We start from the raw sequence: 14,417 nt of genomic DNA on the forward strand, positions 1-14,417 counted from the left end.
TTCTACGCTAAAGAAGGAAATACTTGTGCGTAGTGCGAACTAAAGTAACCCATGAGTCATACATAAACCCCATACTCTTCGGCGCAACAGCCGAAAGGAGGCACTTGTTTTCATATGCATAGAACGTTTTCCACTACCCTCGGCGGCCGTACGCTGACCCTGGAGTTCGGCAAGCATGCCAAGCAAGCGACCGGTTCTGTGATGGTCCGCTACGGCGACACGGTCGTGCTCTCGACGGTGACCGCTTCCCGTGAACCGAAAGATCTTGACTTTTTCCCGCTCACCGTCAACTACGAGGAGCGTTTATATGCGGTTGGTAAAATCCCGGGCGGCTTCATCAAGCGCGAAGGACGTCCGTCGGAAAAAGCGATCCTCGCCAGCCGTCTGATCGACCGACCGATCCGTCCGCTGTTCCCGGAAGGCTACCGCAACGACATCCAAGTCGTCGACCTCGTACTTTCCGTGGATCAAGACTGCGCATCGGAAATCGCTGCGATGATCGGCACCTCGGCCGCTCTGATGACCTCCAGCGTGCCGTTTGAAGGCCCGATTGCCGGTGTGATCGTCGGTCGCGTCGACGGCGAGTTTGTGATCAACCCGACCGTCGAACAAGCTGCCAAATCGGACATCCACCTGATCGTCGCCGGCACCAAAGACGCGATCAACATGGTCGAAGCGGGTGCAAACGTCGTCCCGGAACAGGTGATGATCGAAGCGATCATGTTCGGACACGATGCGATCAAAGAACTGGTCGCTTTCCAAGAGCAGATCGTCGCCGAACTGCAACCGGAAAAGGCAGAAGTCATCCTGCACGCAGTCGATGCACAGATCAATGACAAAGTCCGCTCCCTGGCGACGGACAAGCTCAAAGAAGCGATCCGCACGTACGACAAGCAAGAGCGTGAAGCAAACATCTCCGCTGTGAAAGAAGAAGTCAAAGCGGCACTGCTCGAAGAGCTGGGTGAAGAGTCGTTCGCTTCTCACCAAGGCGATATCAGCGAAGTGCTCTATGACATCGTCAAGGAGCAAGTTCGTCATGCCATCGTGCACGAAGGCATTCGTCCGGACGGCCGCGCCATCGATGAGATCCGCCCGATCTCGACCGAGGTCGGTCTGCTGCCGCGCGTTCACGGCTCCGGTCTGTTCACCCGCGGTCAAACGCAAGCGCTGTCTGTCTGCACCCTCGGCACGCTTGGCGACTCGCAGGAGATCGACGGTCTCGGCCTCGACTCCGAAAAGCGCTTCATGCATCATTACAACTTCCCGCCGTTTTCCGTCGGCGAAGCGCGTCCGCTACGTGCTCCGTCCCGCCGCGATATCGGTCACGGCGCACTCGGCGAGCGCGCGATGGAACCGGTAATCCCGTCTTCTGACGATTTCCCGTATACGATCCGCGTCGTCTCCGAGATCATCGAGTCGAACGGGTCGACGTCGCAAGCAGCGATCTGCGGCTCCGTCATGGCGATGATGGACGCAGGCGTCCCGCTGAAAGCACCGGTCGCCGGTGTGGCGATGGGCCTGATCGCAGACGGTGACAAAATGGTCGTCCTCACCGACATCCAAGGCATGGAAGACCACCTGGGCGACATGGACTTCAAAGTCGCAGGCACCGCTGAGGGCATCACCGCTCTGCAGATGGACATCAAGATCAAAGGCATCAACCGTGAAGTGCTGGAGCGTGCGATGGAGCAAGCGCACCGCGGCCGTCAGCACATCCTCGGCAAAATGCTGGAAGCGATCGCAGAGCCGCGCGCGGAAATGTCTCCGTACGCACCGCGCATTATCACCATGCGCATCCATCCGGACAAGATCCGCGACGTCATCGGGCCGGGCGGTCGCGTGATCAACAAAATCATCGAAGAGACCGGCGTCAAGATCGACATCGAGCAAGACGGTCGCGTCTTCATCGCCGCGACCAACGGCGAAGCGGGTGAAAAGGCAAAAGAGATCATCGAAGGCATCGTCCGCGAAGTCGAACTGGGTGCGATCTACAGCGGCAAAGTCACCCGCGTTGAGAAATACGGCGCGTTCGTCGAAGTCCTGCCGGGCAAAGACGGTCTCGTTCACATCTCGCAGCTGGGGGAAGAGCGCGTGGCGAAGACGGAAGACGTCTGCAACGTCGGCGACATTCTGCCGGTCAAAGTCACCGAGGTCGACCCGCAAGGCCGCGTCAACCTGTCCCATCGCGAAGCACTTCGCGAAATGCGCGGCGAGCCGCCGACGCCGCTGGAAGAGATCCAGCGTCAGATCAAGGCATCCCGCGATGAAGACCGCCGCAACAGCGGTGGCGGCAACCGCGGCCCGCGTGGCGGCGGCGACCGTGACCGCGTGCGTCCGCGCAGCTAATCCAGTTAGTCAGAAACCACCTGTAAGAGGGGCAGAGCGATCTGCCTCTTTTTTTCGTTTGCGTTCCGAGTTGCTCCACGAGGGCTGGCACCGCCCCTTGAGGTCTAGTCCACCTTTGACCCGCATAAATTAGAAGCGAGTGAGGTGGACGCCATGAAGACGATGAAGAAAATGACGGTTGCACGTCGCATCCACGTCGGCAAATTGCTCACCGCCGGCGCCGCCTGTCTGTTGCTGTTTTCCGGGATCAGCGACACGCTGGCGATCAATACATATGTACGAGACCTGAAAGGGATGTCGATCCCCGTTCAGTCCTACCCGGTGGAAGCTTCCGTTGTCGCGCTCACGTTTGATGTGGGAGCGGACTCCAACTCAGCGCGTATCGGCGACATTTTGCTCGCTTTGCGATCGCACAACGTCAAGGCAACCTTTTTCCTGACCGGCTCGTGGATCGAGGCCAACCCCCGCAGCGCTCAGGCGATTGTCTCTGCCGGGCATGAGGTCGGGCAGAGCCTGTACACCTACCGCGACACGAGCCAGATGTCGGCAGAAGAAGTGCGGGCGGAGTTGGAGCGTTCCGACGCCGCGTGGACAAAGGCGGGTCTCCCGGAACACCGGGCGTTTCGAGTCCCGCATGGAGAAGCGAAAAGCGCGGTCGCCAAAGCGATTCGATCCCGCCATGCCGAGTTGATCGGCTGGTCGATTGACGCCGCTCCGAAAACGAAGGATGACGCCGTTCACGTATTTGGCCGGATGCACGAAGGGGTGCAACCGGGCGATATCCTGCGGATGCGCGTGGATCAACTGTCGGCCGCTGCGGTGCCGGGCCTGTTGAAAAGCTTGCGTGACAGCGGGTATGACGTGCGATCTGTCAACGAGATGCGAGGGGAGGGTGACAGATCATGAAGCACCGTAACAGCCCGACTGTCTCAGCCGTGAAACGCCGTCCGCTTTTATTTGGTGCGGTGGCCCTCGTGTTTCTCCTGAGCGGTCTTTTTCGCTCCGGTGCAGAAAGCGCCCCGGCGAAAGTCGATCATCCGATGCCGGTCGTCAGCGCGATGGCGAATCAGCAGGACAAAGACCTGCGCAAAAGAGTCGAAGTGTTGGCCAAGCAGTATAACGCCGACCCCATCGATGCCCAAAATCACCCGGTCTGGAAGGCGATCCCTTCCTTAAACGGTGTGGAAGTCGACGTCGAAGCCACGATGGAAAAGGCGAAGGCGAGCAAAGGTGACCGCATCCCGCTGGTAGCCAAGCAGATCCCGGCCGCCATCTCCCTCGATGACCTTGGACCGTTGCCGATCTACCGGGGCAACGGCGAGAAAAAACAGATGGCTTTGATGGTCAACGTGGCGTGGGGCGAGGAGTATCTGGCCGACATGTTGGACACGTTTGAGACACACAACGTGCAGGTCACTTTTTTCCTGGATGGTTCCTGGACCAAAAAAAATCCGGACCTTGCCAAAGAACTCCTCGTGCGCGGTCATGAACTGGGCAACCACGCCTATTCGCACCCGGACATGGCCAATCTCGACAGCCGCAGTCAACTGAGCCAGATCGTCCGCACCAATCAGGCGATCAAACGGGCGACCGGTCAAACGCCGACATTGTTCGCCCCGCCGGGCGGCGCGTTTAACGATGAGACGGTCAAACAGGCGCACGGACAAAAGATGCGGACGATTCTCTGGACGATCGACACGCTGGACTGGCGCAAACCGCCTGCCGCCTCGATTCAGGACAAAGTGCTGTCCCGTGCGGAAAATGGAGCGCTCGTCCTGATGCATCCGACCGAACCGACCCGCGAGGCGTTGCGGTCGCTGCTTCCCAATCTGAAGAAAAAGGGCTACGACCTTGTCACCGTCTCGGAGTTGATCGATCCGACCCGGCCCTTGCAAAACCCCTAGGCTGTCGAGCTCTCGACAGCCTTTTTTAGCGAAAAGTAGCTATATTTGGAGCTTGTACTAGCTCGTGCGCGATTCCCATATAATAAGGAAAGTACAGAGCAACCGGGAAAATCTCAGAGGGGACATCACATGGTGGAAATTGGCGACATAGGCTGAATGTATGTTATAGTAAATTTTGCATCACCCCAAAAGATGTTCAGACCAAAATCGGATGGCCTGAAGAAAACAGGCGAGACGATGTGTTGTCTCTCTGTAACAGAGGAGGATATACTTGATCTATCGTGAGGTTCTTTCCAATGGCATGCGCGTCGTGATCGAAGAGATCGCGTCTGTGCGTTCCGTATCGCTGGGTATCTGGGTCGGAACCGGTTCCCGGGATGAAAATCCGGCGACCAACGGCATCACCCATTTTATCGAGCACATGATGTTTAAAGGAACGGAAAAGCTGTCTGCCCGGCAGATCGCCGAAATGTTTGACGGTATCGGCGGCCAGGTAAACGCGTTTACTTCTAAAGAATACACCTGCTATTACGCGAAAGTATTGGATGAGCATTTCGGTCTCGCCATGTCGACGTTGGCCGACATGTTGCTGCGTTCCAAATTTGCCGAGGAAGAACTCGTCAAAGAGCGCCGCGTCATCATCGAAGAGATCAAAATGTATGAAGACGCGCCCGATGATCTCGTGCACGACATGATCGCAGAAGTCGTGTACCCGGATCACGCGCTCGGCTACAACATCCTCGGCACGGAGGAGTCTTTGAACTCCTTCCGGCAGCAGGACTTCTTCCAATACATGCAACAAAACTATACGACCGACAACATCGTCATCGCCATCGCAGGAAACGTCAAACACCGCGAGGCTCTCCAACTGGTCGAGGCCCTGTTCGGCGACCTGCCGCAAACGCGCGTGCAACGTCAGGACAAAGCGGCCACCTTCTCGTCCGGCAAAGCGATCCGCAACAAAGGCACGGAGCAAGCACACATCCTGCTGGCCGCTCCGGGCTTTGCGTATGACCATGAAATGATCTACCCGACGATCCTGTTCAACAACGTGCTCGGCGGCTCTTCCTCGTCCCGTCTGTTCCAAGACATCCGCGAAGAGCGCGGTCTTGCGTACTCGATCTACTCGTACCATACCGCTTACAAAGAGACCGGCATGTTCGGTCTGTACGTCGGCACGGGTCCCGAGCGGGCGCAGATGGTCACCGACCTGTGCGGCGAGATCCTCGCCGACATCGCGGCCAAAGGGATCACAGAAGAGGAACTGAACAAAGCCAAGGAGCAGGTCAAAGGTTCGCTGATGCTGTCGCTGGAGAGCACCTCTTCCCGCATGAGCCGCCTCGGCAAAAACGAGCTGCTCGGTCGGCACGTTACGCTCGACGATCTGGTCGAAAAGATCAAAAAGGTCGAGCTCGACCAAGTCAATGCCGCTGCCAAACAGATGCTCGGCGGCACGTTTGCCATGGCGGCCGTCGGTCCGTTCGACGATCTGCGTGCTCCAAACGAAAACGCATAAATCACCTGAAAGTGCCCGTCTGATGCAGACGGGTACTTTTTCGTTTTCCGGACGCATAAGCAATACCAAAACACGCCCACAGGCGAAGGAGGCATAACAGCGATGAGATTGAGCGAACTGGCTGGCAAAGAGATGATCGATGTACAGACGGGAACAAGGCGGGGCGTGCTCGGCGGAGCAGATCTGTGGATCGACGAGGAGACGGGCAAGATCGAGTCGATCCTTCTGGCAGCGGGCGGATTGCCTTTTGGTAAAAAGCGGGAGGATACGGTGATTCCTTGGAACGCGATCCGCAAGGTCGGACCGGATATGATCTTGTTGGACAGCGAAGGTGACACGCACCCGTTTGAGCAAACGTCCTCGTCAACAGGAACCAGCAACTAGGCAGCGGCATACGATATCTCACTCGCAACGACCGCGGCATGGAGCATTCCCCGTGAACCGTGCTGCTGTCGTGCCGGACTGAGCAAAGCCTCAAGCCTTGAATATTTTAGAAAATCGCGTAAAATGTTTTGAAAGGGGTACGGAGAAGCATGCTGACAGGGATCAAGATGGCGTTTGTCGGCGGCGATGCCCGCATCATGGAGGTCATCAAGCACGCGAGCGATCTCGATGCGAGCATCGTATTGATCGGCTTCGACCAGTTCGAGACACCCCTCGCCGACACGGTGAAGGCAGAACTCACCCCTGATGTGTTGGCTGACGTTGATGCAATCGTGCTTCCCGTCACCGGGATGGACGATACTGGTAAAGTGGAAAGCAAATACTCCTCAACCGAGTTGGTGTTGGAACAAAAGCATTTTGACGCGATCCCGCGCCATGCTCAGATCTTCACCGGCATCGCCAGGCAGAAACTCAGCGAGATCTGCCGGCAGCGCAATCTGCGCCTCGTCAAGCTGATGGAGCTGGACGAAGTGGCGATCCACAACTCGGTGCCCTCGGCGGAGGGGGCGATCCAGATGGCGATGGAGCATACCGACATCACCATTCACGGCTCGCGATCCGTCGTGCTCGGTTTTGGTCGCTGCGGGATCACGCTGGCCCGGATGCTTGGTGGCATCGGGGCGGAGGTGACTGTCTGCGCACGCAAACCGGCAGATATCGCCCGCATTCAGGAGATGAAACTGCGAGCGGTGCCGATGAACGAGTTGGAACAGGCTGTCCGGGAGGCAGATCTGATTTTCAACACCATTCCGGCGATGGTCTTGCCGGCGGAGGTGCTGGCCAAGGTGCCGCGCTCCTCTGTGATTATCGACATCGCGTCCAAACCGGGCGGCACAGACTTTCGTTATGCGGAAAAACGGGGAATCAAAGCACTGCTCGCTCCAGGCCTGCCGGGGATCGTTGCCCCGAAGACAGCCGGTCAGATCTTGGCTCGCACCATCTGCCGTCTGCTTTGGGAACACGCGTAATCCTTGGAGGGAAAGCATATGGATCTCAAAGGCAAAACGATCGGTTTTGGTTTGACCGGTTCGCATTGCACCTATGCGGAAGTTCAACCGGCGATGGAAGAATTGATGAAGCTTGGCGCACGCGTCGTGCCGATTCTCTCGTATACTGTACAATCGACGACCACCCGATTTGCCGAAGCGGATGAGTGGGTGGCCAAAATTGAATCGATCACCGGCGAGACGGCGATCAAGTCGATCCCGGAAGCGGAGCCGCTCGGCCCGTCGAAACTGCTCGACGTGATGCTGATCGCTCCTTGCACCGGCAACTCGCTGGCAAAGCTTGCCAACGCGATGAACGAATCGCCGGTGCTGATGGCGGCCAAATCCACGCTGCGCAATGACCGCCCGGTCGTGATCTCGATCTCGACCAACGACGGACTTGGCCTGAACGCGGTCAATGTCGGGCGGCTTTTGGCGACGAAAAACATTTTCTTCGTGCCGTTCGGGCAAGATGATCCTTGGAAAAAGATCAATTCCCTGGTCGCACGCAATGAGTTGATCATCCCGACGCTGGAACACGCCCTCGAGAAAAAACAACTCCAACCGATGGTCGTGGAGAAGTGGCGGGACTTGCAAGCATAGTCCTTTAATCAAGAATAGGAGTTGGGCAATTTATGGAGAAAAAGGCACGCTACAATGTCGCAGTGGTGGGAGCCACCGGCGCAGTCGGACAAAAAATCGTCGAAACGCTCGAAAAACGCGACTTTCCTGTCGGTGAACTTCGTCTGCTCGCTTCTGCCCGTTCTGTCGGGCAGGAGCTGAAGTTTAAAGGTCAGACCTATAAAGTGGAAGAAGCGCGCCCGGAGGCGTTCGAAGGCATGGACTTCGCTCTGTTCTCCGCAGGCGGTTCCGTATCCGAGCGTCTGGCCCCGGAAGCGGTGGAGCGCGGCGCTGTCGTCATCGACAACACCTCCGCGTTCCGCATGGTGCCGGAAGTGCCGCTGATCGTGCCGGAAGTCAACCCGCACATGATCTCGCAGCACCGGGGCATCATCGCCAACCCGAACTGCTCGACCATCCAGATGGTCGTCGCTCTGAAACCACTGTATGACGCGTACGGCATCGACAGAATCATCGTCTCCACCTATCAGGCGGTGTCCGGTGCCGGTCAAAAAGGGATCGACGACCTGATGTCGCAGACGAAAGCCATCGTGGGCGGGGAGCAACCAACTCCGAGCTATCTGCCGGTCGGCTCTTTGCCGAAAAAGCACCAGCAGGCGTTTAACGTCATTCCGCAGATCGACACGTTCACCGATAACGGCTTCACCAAAGAAGAGATGAAGATGGTCAACGAGACCCGCAAGATCTTCGGTGACCAAGAGATTCAGGTCACGCCGACCGCCGTGCGTGTGCCGGTCGTCTTTGGTCACTCCGAATCGGTCTACATCGAGACCAAGCGTCCGTTCGATCTGGAGGAAGTGCGCGGGCTGCTGGAGCAGGCGACCGGCGTCACCGTGGTTGACAATTTGGACGAACAAGAATATCCGATGCCGGCGACCACCGCAGACACGCTCGACGTGTATGTGGGACGCATCCGTCGGGATCTGTTCCATCCGCGCGGCCTGAACTTGTGGGTCGTCTCGGACAACGTGCTCAAAGGCGCTGCGTGGAACGCCGTGCAGATCGCAGAATACATGGTCAAAACCCGTTAAATCTTCACATCGGGCGTAAACACTTGCAAAAACTGGATAAGAGGGGACAGCCATGCGCATACTCGTTCAAAAGTTCGGCGGCACGTCGGTCGCCACCCGTGAAGTTCGCGAGCGGGCGATCGAACACATCCTGGAGGCAAAAGAGCGTGGATACGGCGTTGTCGTCGTCGTGTCGGCGATGGGGCGCAAAGGCGACCCGTATGCGACAGATACGCTGCTTGGGCTGATCGGAGAGGATGACCGCACGAACCGACGCGAGCTCGATCTCTTGATGTCCTGCGGGGAATTGATCTCCGGCGTCGTCTTTGCTTCACACCTTCGTCAACACGGCGTGGATACGGCAGTGTTGACGGGGGGGCAGGCCGGGATCACGACGAACGATGATTTCACGCGGGCTCACATTTTGACGATCAATCCGAAGCGGATCTTGAATGAATTGGAACAAGGACGCATCGTGATTGTGACCGGCTTTCAAGGCTGGAGTCAGGACCAAGAGGTCACGACGCTGGGGCGCGGCGGCAGCGACACTACCGCCACCGCGCTCGGCGTCGCGCTCGACGCAGAGGTCGTGGACATCTTCACAGACGTCGAAGGCATCATGACGGCTGATCCCCGCATCGTCGACGAAGCGCGTCGTCTGAACACCGTTACGTATGCGGAGATCTGCAACTTGGCCTATCAAGGAGCCAAAGTGATCCACCCGCGCGCCGTGGAGATCGCGATGCAAAAAAACATCCCGATCCGCGTGCGTTCGACGATGTCGCGCGACGAGGGGACGCTGGTCACCAATCAGGTCGACAGCGACCGGATTGAAGGGGAACTGAAGGACCGTCTGCTGACCGGGATCACGCAGGCGGCGAACGTGACCCAGATCAAGGTGTATGCTCAGCCGGGTCAGAAGGGCATGCAACTGCAAGTCTTCAAAGCGATGGCGGCAAACGGCATCTCTGTCGACTTTATCAACGTAAACTCGCGGGGCGTCGCCTACACGGTACAGGATGCGGACACCGAACAAGCGGTGCACGTGTTGCGGGAGCTCGGCTTTGAGCCGGACGTTCTGCGCGGCTGTGCAAAAGTGGCGGCCGTCGGAGCCGGGATCGCCGGCGTGCCGGGCGTGATGGCGCAGATCGTCGAGGCGATCACCGAGGAAGGCGTGGAGATCTTGCAATCGGCCGACTCGCACACGACGATCTGGGTGCTCGTGCGCGGCGAAGACATGGTCGCGGCGGTGCGCGCCCTGCACAATACGTTTAAACTACACGCTCTGTAGGGCAGACGCCTGACAGGGACAATCGATACAGGATGGTGGAAAGACGTGGATTTTGGCAGACTGATGACGGCGATGGTCACGCCTTTTGACGCAGGACTCAACATTGATTTCCAAAAAGTTGATGCGTTGGTCGAGCACCTGATCGCAACCGGCACCACGACGATTGTCGTCGCAGGTACCACCGGCGAATCGCCGACTCTCTCGCACGACGAAAAGCTCGCACTGTTCCAACACGTTGTCGAAAAGGTGGCAGGTCGCGTCAAGGTCGTCGCCGGCACCGGCAGCAACAACACGGCTGACAGCGTGCAGTTTTCCCAAGAGGCGGAAGCGCTGGGCGTCGACGGCCTGTTGCTCGTCGCTCCGTACTACAACAAACCTTCGCAAGAAGGACTCTACCAGCATTTCAAAACGATCGCGGAATCGGTCAAGATCCCGTGCATCCTTTACAACATTCCGGGTCGCACCTCCATCAACGTGGAAGCCTCGACCCAACTGCGCCTGGCACAGATCCCGAACATCGTCGCCACCAAAGAGTCGAGCGGCGATTTCTCCCAGATCATCGACATCTTGAGCGGCGCGCCGGAAGGATTTTACGTCTACAGCGGCGATGACTTCCTGACGCTGCCGATGATGTCGATCGGCGCATACGGTATCGTCTCCGTGGCGGCACATGTCGTCGGCGAAGAGATGACTGCGATGATCAACGCATTTGTTGAAGGCAACCTCGCTGAGGCGGTTCGTTTGAACATCGAACTGACCCCGGTCTTCAAAGGTCTGTTCCTGACGACCAACCCGACGCTGGTCAAAGCGGCGCTGAGCACGCAGGGCATCGAAGTCGGCGGCGTGCGGCTCCCGCTGGTGGCAGCGGACGAATCATTGATCGAGGAAGTCAAGAAACGCCTGAAAAAAGTCAAAGACAAAGCCTGACCGATCACGAGATGGGTGAGTGTCGAAAAAGAGCCGGACGATCAGCGTCCGGCTCTTTTTCATGCGCTTTTTTGACGATCAATAGGCCTGTTTGACCCACTCCACAAAATCACGAAACGTTTGATCCTGTTCCTTGTGCTTGGCGAACGCGATCAGGGTGGGTCGGGTCAGCACCCCGCCCGCGATATCGTGCATGATCAGCGTGCCTGCCGCGACCTCTTCGCAGACGGTGCGCTCCGGGAGCATCGCCACCCCGAGATTTTGCATCACCATCCGCTTGACGGCGCTGAAACTGTCCAATTCCATGATCACGTTCGAGTAGAGACCCTGTTCCGCCAAAAAGCGGTCGACCCGCTGACGGAACGGGGCGGACGCATCAGCAAAGGCGATCACCTCTTGCAGTCCCCAATGATCAAAACCGGGGAACTGCTCCGCCCAAGGGTGCTCCGGCGCGACGATCAGCACGATCCGGTCGTCTGTCAACGCGATCTGTTGCAACTGGGGATGATAGACTTCGCTGCCGAGCAAAGCCAGATCGGCGGTGCCGGTCAAAAGGGCGGTGATCGCTTCTTCGAACAGATTGGATTTTACATAACAGGTGAAGTCCGGGTGCTGCCGGCGGTAACTGCCGATCAAGCGGGGAAGTTCGTAGGAAGCAAACGCTTTGCCGGCGGAGATCGTCAGCGGACGCCTCGCTCCGGCTTCTTGGCGAAACGAGCGCATCTGTTCGACGACCGACGTGGCAACCGGCACAAAGCGGCGTCCTTCCGGCGTCAAAGCCACTCCGCTGGCCGTGCGGACGAAGAGGGAGGCCCCTGCCTGCTTTTCCAACTGTTTGAGCCGGTGGGTGAGGGTGGACTGGGCGAGATAGAGAGCATCGGCCGCTTTGTTGATCGAGCCGAAGCGGGCGATGGTCAAAAACATCTCCAGATATTCGAGGTTCATGAGGTCAACCTTCCAATCGAAAATATTGATAACTCCTTACCGGTATTCTATAACAAATTCCCAAGAAAATGGAGTATAGTCAGAATAAAGAAAACAGAAAAACAACAAAGGGGGTGCTGGCATGCAACGTTTGCGTGTCTTTCTCAATTCGTATCATCCCATCGTCCATTCCTTGCTGGTCGGAACCGTTCTGGCCCGTCTGGCAGGTTCGATGAGCTTGCCGTTTTTGGCCTTATACTTAGCTTTTCGCACCGATATGAGCCCGGAGATGATCGGCCTTGCAGTCGGGGTCGGTCCGCTGGCCGGCACGTTCGGCGGATTTTTCGGCGGCACGCTGTCAGACCGATTTGGCCGCCGGGTGGTGATGCTCGGGGCGCTGTACGTCTGGAGCGTCGTATTCCTCACGTTTGCTGTCACGGAGACGCCGTGGATCCTGATCTTGCTCAGTGCTCTTAACGGCCTGTGCCGGGCGTTCTTCGAGCCGGTGTCGCAAGCTTTGATGGGTGATCTGACCCCGCCTGAAAAGCGGATGCGCGTCTTTTCGCTGCGCTACACCGCGATTAACATCGGCGTTGCGGTCGGCCCGATGCTCGGCGCGTGGCTGGGTCTGGCGGCAGGTCCGCTGCCGTTTGTGCTCAGCGGGGTTGTGTATCTGATCTATGCCGTCTCCTTGCATGTGCTGATGAACCGCTTTGGCCTGCGGGAACTGGAGGAGCAGAAAAAAGAGCACGTCACGTTTCGCCAGACCGTCCGCACGGTGGCGCATGACAATGCTCTACTGCTGTACGTGATCGGGGGGACGATCACTACGTTCGGTTACACGCAGATGACTTCGACGCTCTCCCAATTTTTAGAGGTCAGTTTCACCGACGGGGTGACGCTGTTTGCCCTGCTGTGCAGCGTCAACGCCATCGTCGTCGTCGCGCTGCAACTGCCGATCTCCCGATGGGCGGAGAAGTTCTCGCCGATGTTTTTGATCTCGCTTGGCACGGTGCTGTATGCGGTGGGGATCGGCGCCTTTTCCTTTGCGGATACGTGGGCGCTGATGATCATGGCGATGGTGGTGTTTACGCTTGGGGAAGTCTTGTCCTTCCCGGCGGGCAGTTTGTTTATCGACCGTCTCGCGCCGGAGGGGATGCGGGGCGCGTACTTCGGCTCGCAAAACCTGAAAAATCTCGGTCATTTCCTCGGCCCGTGGGTCGGCGGGTTTCTGCTCGCCCGCTATGACGCGGCGGCATTTTGGATCGTGGCGCTGTTCACCCTTTCTTCGATCTTGTTCTTCCTCAAAGGTGCGGAGGCGGCGGCACGTCGGTCGCGTACCACGGGTTTAAGTGCACCAGCACCTCATCAACGTCCGAGTGCGCGTTCATGATCGCCAGTTTGATCGCCCGGCCGATGTCGTGGCCTTCCTGAACGGATAATTCGCCGGAGATGCCGACACGCACGTCGACGAGAATGTAGTGGCCGTGCTCGCGGGCCCGGAGCCGGTCGATGCGCTTGACTTGCGGCACCGAAAGGACCAGCCGCTCGTATTCGGAGAGTTTGTCCGGTTCAACCGCTTTTTCCATCAGGATCTCCACCGATTCGCGGCACATGTCATAGGCGAGTTTGAGCACCAGCGCGGAGACGATGATCCCGGAGAGCGGGTCGCCGTATTGGGCGAAGGGGATCGCCACATGTTGGTCGAGCAGAGCCAGTCCAATGCCGATCACGGCTGCCAGCGACGCCCACACATCGGCGAGATGGTCGTAGGCGGTGGCGATCAGACCTTTGCTGTTCGACGCTTTGCCGATACGGATCGTAAAGACGTAAAGCAGTTGCTTCCAGACCATTGAGATCAAGGCGGCGACCAAAGCGATCCAGTGCGCTTCATGCGCCGGTTCAAACAGCGCCAGGAAGGAATGATAGCCGATCATCATTGCGGCGAGGGCGAGGATGATCCCGACCGCGCCGGATGCGATCACCTCCGCTTTGCCGTGGCCGTACGGGTGATCCTCGTCGGCGGGACGTGAGGAGATGCGCATCGACGACAGCGCAGCCAGAGAAGCGACCACGTCGGCGCCGTTGTGTACACCGTCGGCGACCAGTACCGGGGAGTTGAACAGCAGACCGACTCCCAATTTGATCACCGTTAAAAACAGATTGCTCAGCAGAGAAATCCATGCCGCAAACAGGGCGGTACCTTTTTGTGTATGGTTCATCTCTCTATCTTGCCCCTCTCCATCTTTCTTTCCTCAGGGAAACAAAAAGGGCCTCAACCAGCTATTGGTTGAGGCCCTGTATCTATGAGGTTGGTTCGTATAATTGGATCGCGCATTCTATACACCTACTTTTCAACGTCTACACATTATACATTCTATGGCAAGTCCCGTCAAAAGGGGATGAAGTCGAGGAAAACGGGTAATC

Annotated in this window: 13 protein-coding genes; 11 read left to right on the forward strand and 2 right to left on the reverse strand. The window is 57.9% G+C overall.

Annotated elements, in window-relative coordinates; genetic code table 11:
* The first annotated feature begins 114 nt into the window (after positions 1 to 114).
* From OS242_RS01130 to dapA, 10 genes are all read left to right on the forward strand, one after another.
* Positions 115 to 2,346: a polyribonucleotide nucleotidyltransferase gene (locus OS242_RS01130; protein WP_267149813.1), complete on the forward strand. Its 2,232-nt coding sequence runs from the start codon at positions 115 to 117 to the stop codon at positions 2,344 to 2,346.
* A 153-nt stretch (positions 2,347 to 2,499) separates the two neighbouring features.
* On the forward strand, positions 2,500 to 3,252 hold the full coding sequence (locus OS242_RS01135) for a polysaccharide deacetylase family protein (protein ID WP_267149814.1): 753 nt from the start codon (positions 2,500 to 2,502) through the stop codon (positions 3,250 to 3,252).
* Positions 3,249 to 4,250, forward strand: a complete 1,002-nt coding sequence (locus OS242_RS01140) for a polysaccharide deacetylase family protein (protein ID WP_267149815.1) — start codon at positions 3,249 to 3,251, stop codon at positions 4,248 to 4,250. The genes OS242_RS01135 and OS242_RS01140 overlap by 4 nt, the downstream gene beginning before the upstream one ends.
* A gap of 271 nt (positions 4,251 to 4,521) precedes the next feature.
* The gene (locus OS242_RS01145; RefSeq protein WP_267149816.1) at positions 4,522 to 5,766 is read left to right on the forward strand and encodes a M16 family metallopeptidase; all 1,245 of its coding nucleotides are present in this window, start codon (positions 4,522 to 4,524) and stop codon (positions 5,764 to 5,766) included.
* 102 nt (positions 5,767 to 5,868) lie between these two features.
* Positions 5,869 to 6,150, forward strand: coding sequence for a YlmC/YmxH family sporulation protein (locus OS242_RS01150; RefSeq protein WP_267149817.1), 282 nt, complete (start codon positions 5,869 to 5,871; stop codon positions 6,148 to 6,150).
* A 149-nt stretch (positions 6,151 to 6,299) separates the two neighbouring features.
* Positions 6,300 to 7,178, forward strand: a complete 879-nt coding sequence (dpsA, locus tag OS242_RS01155; protein ID WP_267149818.1) for a dipicolinate synthase subunit DpsA — start codon at positions 6,300 to 6,302, stop codon at positions 7,176 to 7,178.
* A gap of 18 nt (positions 7,179 to 7,196) precedes the next feature.
* Positions 7,197 to 7,799, forward strand: coding sequence for a dipicolinate synthase subunit B (locus OS242_RS01160; protein ID WP_267149819.1), 603 nt, complete (start codon positions 7,197 to 7,199; stop codon positions 7,797 to 7,799).
* A 32-nt stretch (positions 7,800 to 7,831) separates the two neighbouring features.
* On the forward strand, positions 7,832 to 8,869 hold the full coding sequence (locus OS242_RS01165; RefSeq protein WP_267149820.1) for an aspartate-semialdehyde dehydrogenase: 1,038 nt from the start codon (positions 7,832 to 7,834) through the stop codon (positions 8,867 to 8,869).
* 52 nt (positions 8,870 to 8,921) lie between these two features.
* The gene (gene dapG, locus OS242_RS01170) at positions 8,922 to 10,139 is read left to right on the forward strand and encodes an aspartate kinase (protein ID WP_267149821.1); all 1,218 of its coding nucleotides are present in this window, start codon (positions 8,922 to 8,924) and stop codon (positions 10,137 to 10,139) included.
* 45 nt (positions 10,140 to 10,184) lie between these two features.
* A complete protein-coding gene (gene dapA, locus OS242_RS01175; protein WP_267149822.1) occupies positions 10,185 to 11,066 on the forward strand; it encodes a 4-hydroxy-tetrahydrodipicolinate synthase in 882 nt (293 codons plus the stop codon).
* 78 nt (positions 11,067 to 11,144) lie between these two features.
* On the opposite strand, the gene OS242_RS01180 is transcribed toward dapA, so the two are convergent.
* Positions 11,145 to 12,011 (reverse strand): LysR family transcriptional regulator, encoded by an 867-nt coding sequence (locus OS242_RS01180; protein ID WP_267149823.1) that lies wholly within the window; start codon positions 12,009 to 12,011, stop codon positions 11,145 to 11,147.
* Positions 12,012 to 12,132: 121 nt separating this feature from the next.
* Here OS242_RS01180 and OS242_RS01185 point away from each other — a divergent pair, with 121 nt between their 5' ends.
* Positions 12,133 to 13,383 (forward strand): MDR family MFS transporter, encoded by a 1,251-nt coding sequence (locus tag OS242_RS01185; protein WP_267149824.1) that lies wholly within the window; start codon positions 12,133 to 12,135, stop codon positions 13,381 to 13,383.
* Here OS242_RS01185 and OS242_RS01190 read toward each other — a convergent pair.
* Positions 13,295 to 14,212, reverse strand: coding sequence for a cation diffusion facilitator family transporter (locus OS242_RS01190; protein WP_267149825.1), 918 nt, complete (start codon positions 14,210 to 14,212; stop codon positions 13,295 to 13,297). The two genes, OS242_RS01185 and OS242_RS01190, sit on opposite strands and share 89 nt — an antisense overlap.
* Positions 14,213 to 14,417: the final 205 nt, after the last annotated feature.

It is taken from the genome of Tumebacillus lacus (assembly GCF_026410385.1).
Lineage (GTDB): Bacteria > Bacillota > Bacilli > Tumebacillales > Tumebacillaceae > Tumebacillus > Tumebacillus lacus.

Excerpts from the sequence above, each read along its gene's own strand:
- OS242_RS01130 (WP_267149813.1), top strand. The coding sequence starts at position 115 with ATGCATAGAACGTTTTCCACTACCCTCGGCGGCCGTACGCTGACCCTG.
- OS242_RS01135 (WP_267149814.1), top strand. The coding sequence starts at position 2,500 with ATGAAGACGATGAAGAAAATGACGGTTGCACGTCGCATCCACGTCGGC.
- OS242_RS01140 (WP_267149815.1), top strand. The coding sequence starts at position 3,249 with ATGAAGCACCGTAACAGCCCGACTGTCTCAGCCGTGAAACGCCGTCCG.
- OS242_RS01150 (WP_267149817.1), top strand. The coding sequence starts at position 5,869 with ATGAGATTGAGCGAACTGGCTGGCAAAGAGATGATCGATGTACAGACG.
- dpsA (WP_267149818.1), top strand. The coding sequence starts at position 6,300 with ATGCTGACAGGGATCAAGATGGCGTTTGTCGGCGGCGATGCCCGCATC.
- OS242_RS01160 (WP_267149819.1), top strand. The coding sequence starts at position 7,197 with ATGGATCTCAAAGGCAAAACGATCGGTTTTGGTTTGACCGGTTCGCAT.
- OS242_RS01165 (WP_267149820.1), top strand. The coding sequence starts at position 7,832 with ATGGAGAAAAAGGCACGCTACAATGTCGCAGTGGTGGGAGCCACCGGC.
- dapG (WP_267149821.1), top strand. The coding sequence starts at position 8,922 with ATGCGCATACTCGTTCAAAAGTTCGGCGGCACGTCGGTCGCCACCCGT.
- OS242_RS01180 (WP_267149823.1), bottom strand. The coding sequence starts at position 12,011 with ATGAACCTCGAATATCTGGAGATGTTTTTGACCATCGCCCGCTTCGGC.
- OS242_RS01185 (WP_267149824.1), top strand. The coding sequence starts at position 12,133 with ATGCAACGTTTGCGTGTCTTTCTCAATTCGTATCATCCCATCGTCCAT.
- OS242_RS01190 (WP_267149825.1), bottom strand. The coding sequence starts at position 14,212 with ATGAACCATACACAAAAAGGTACCGCCCTGTTTGCGGCATGGATTTCT.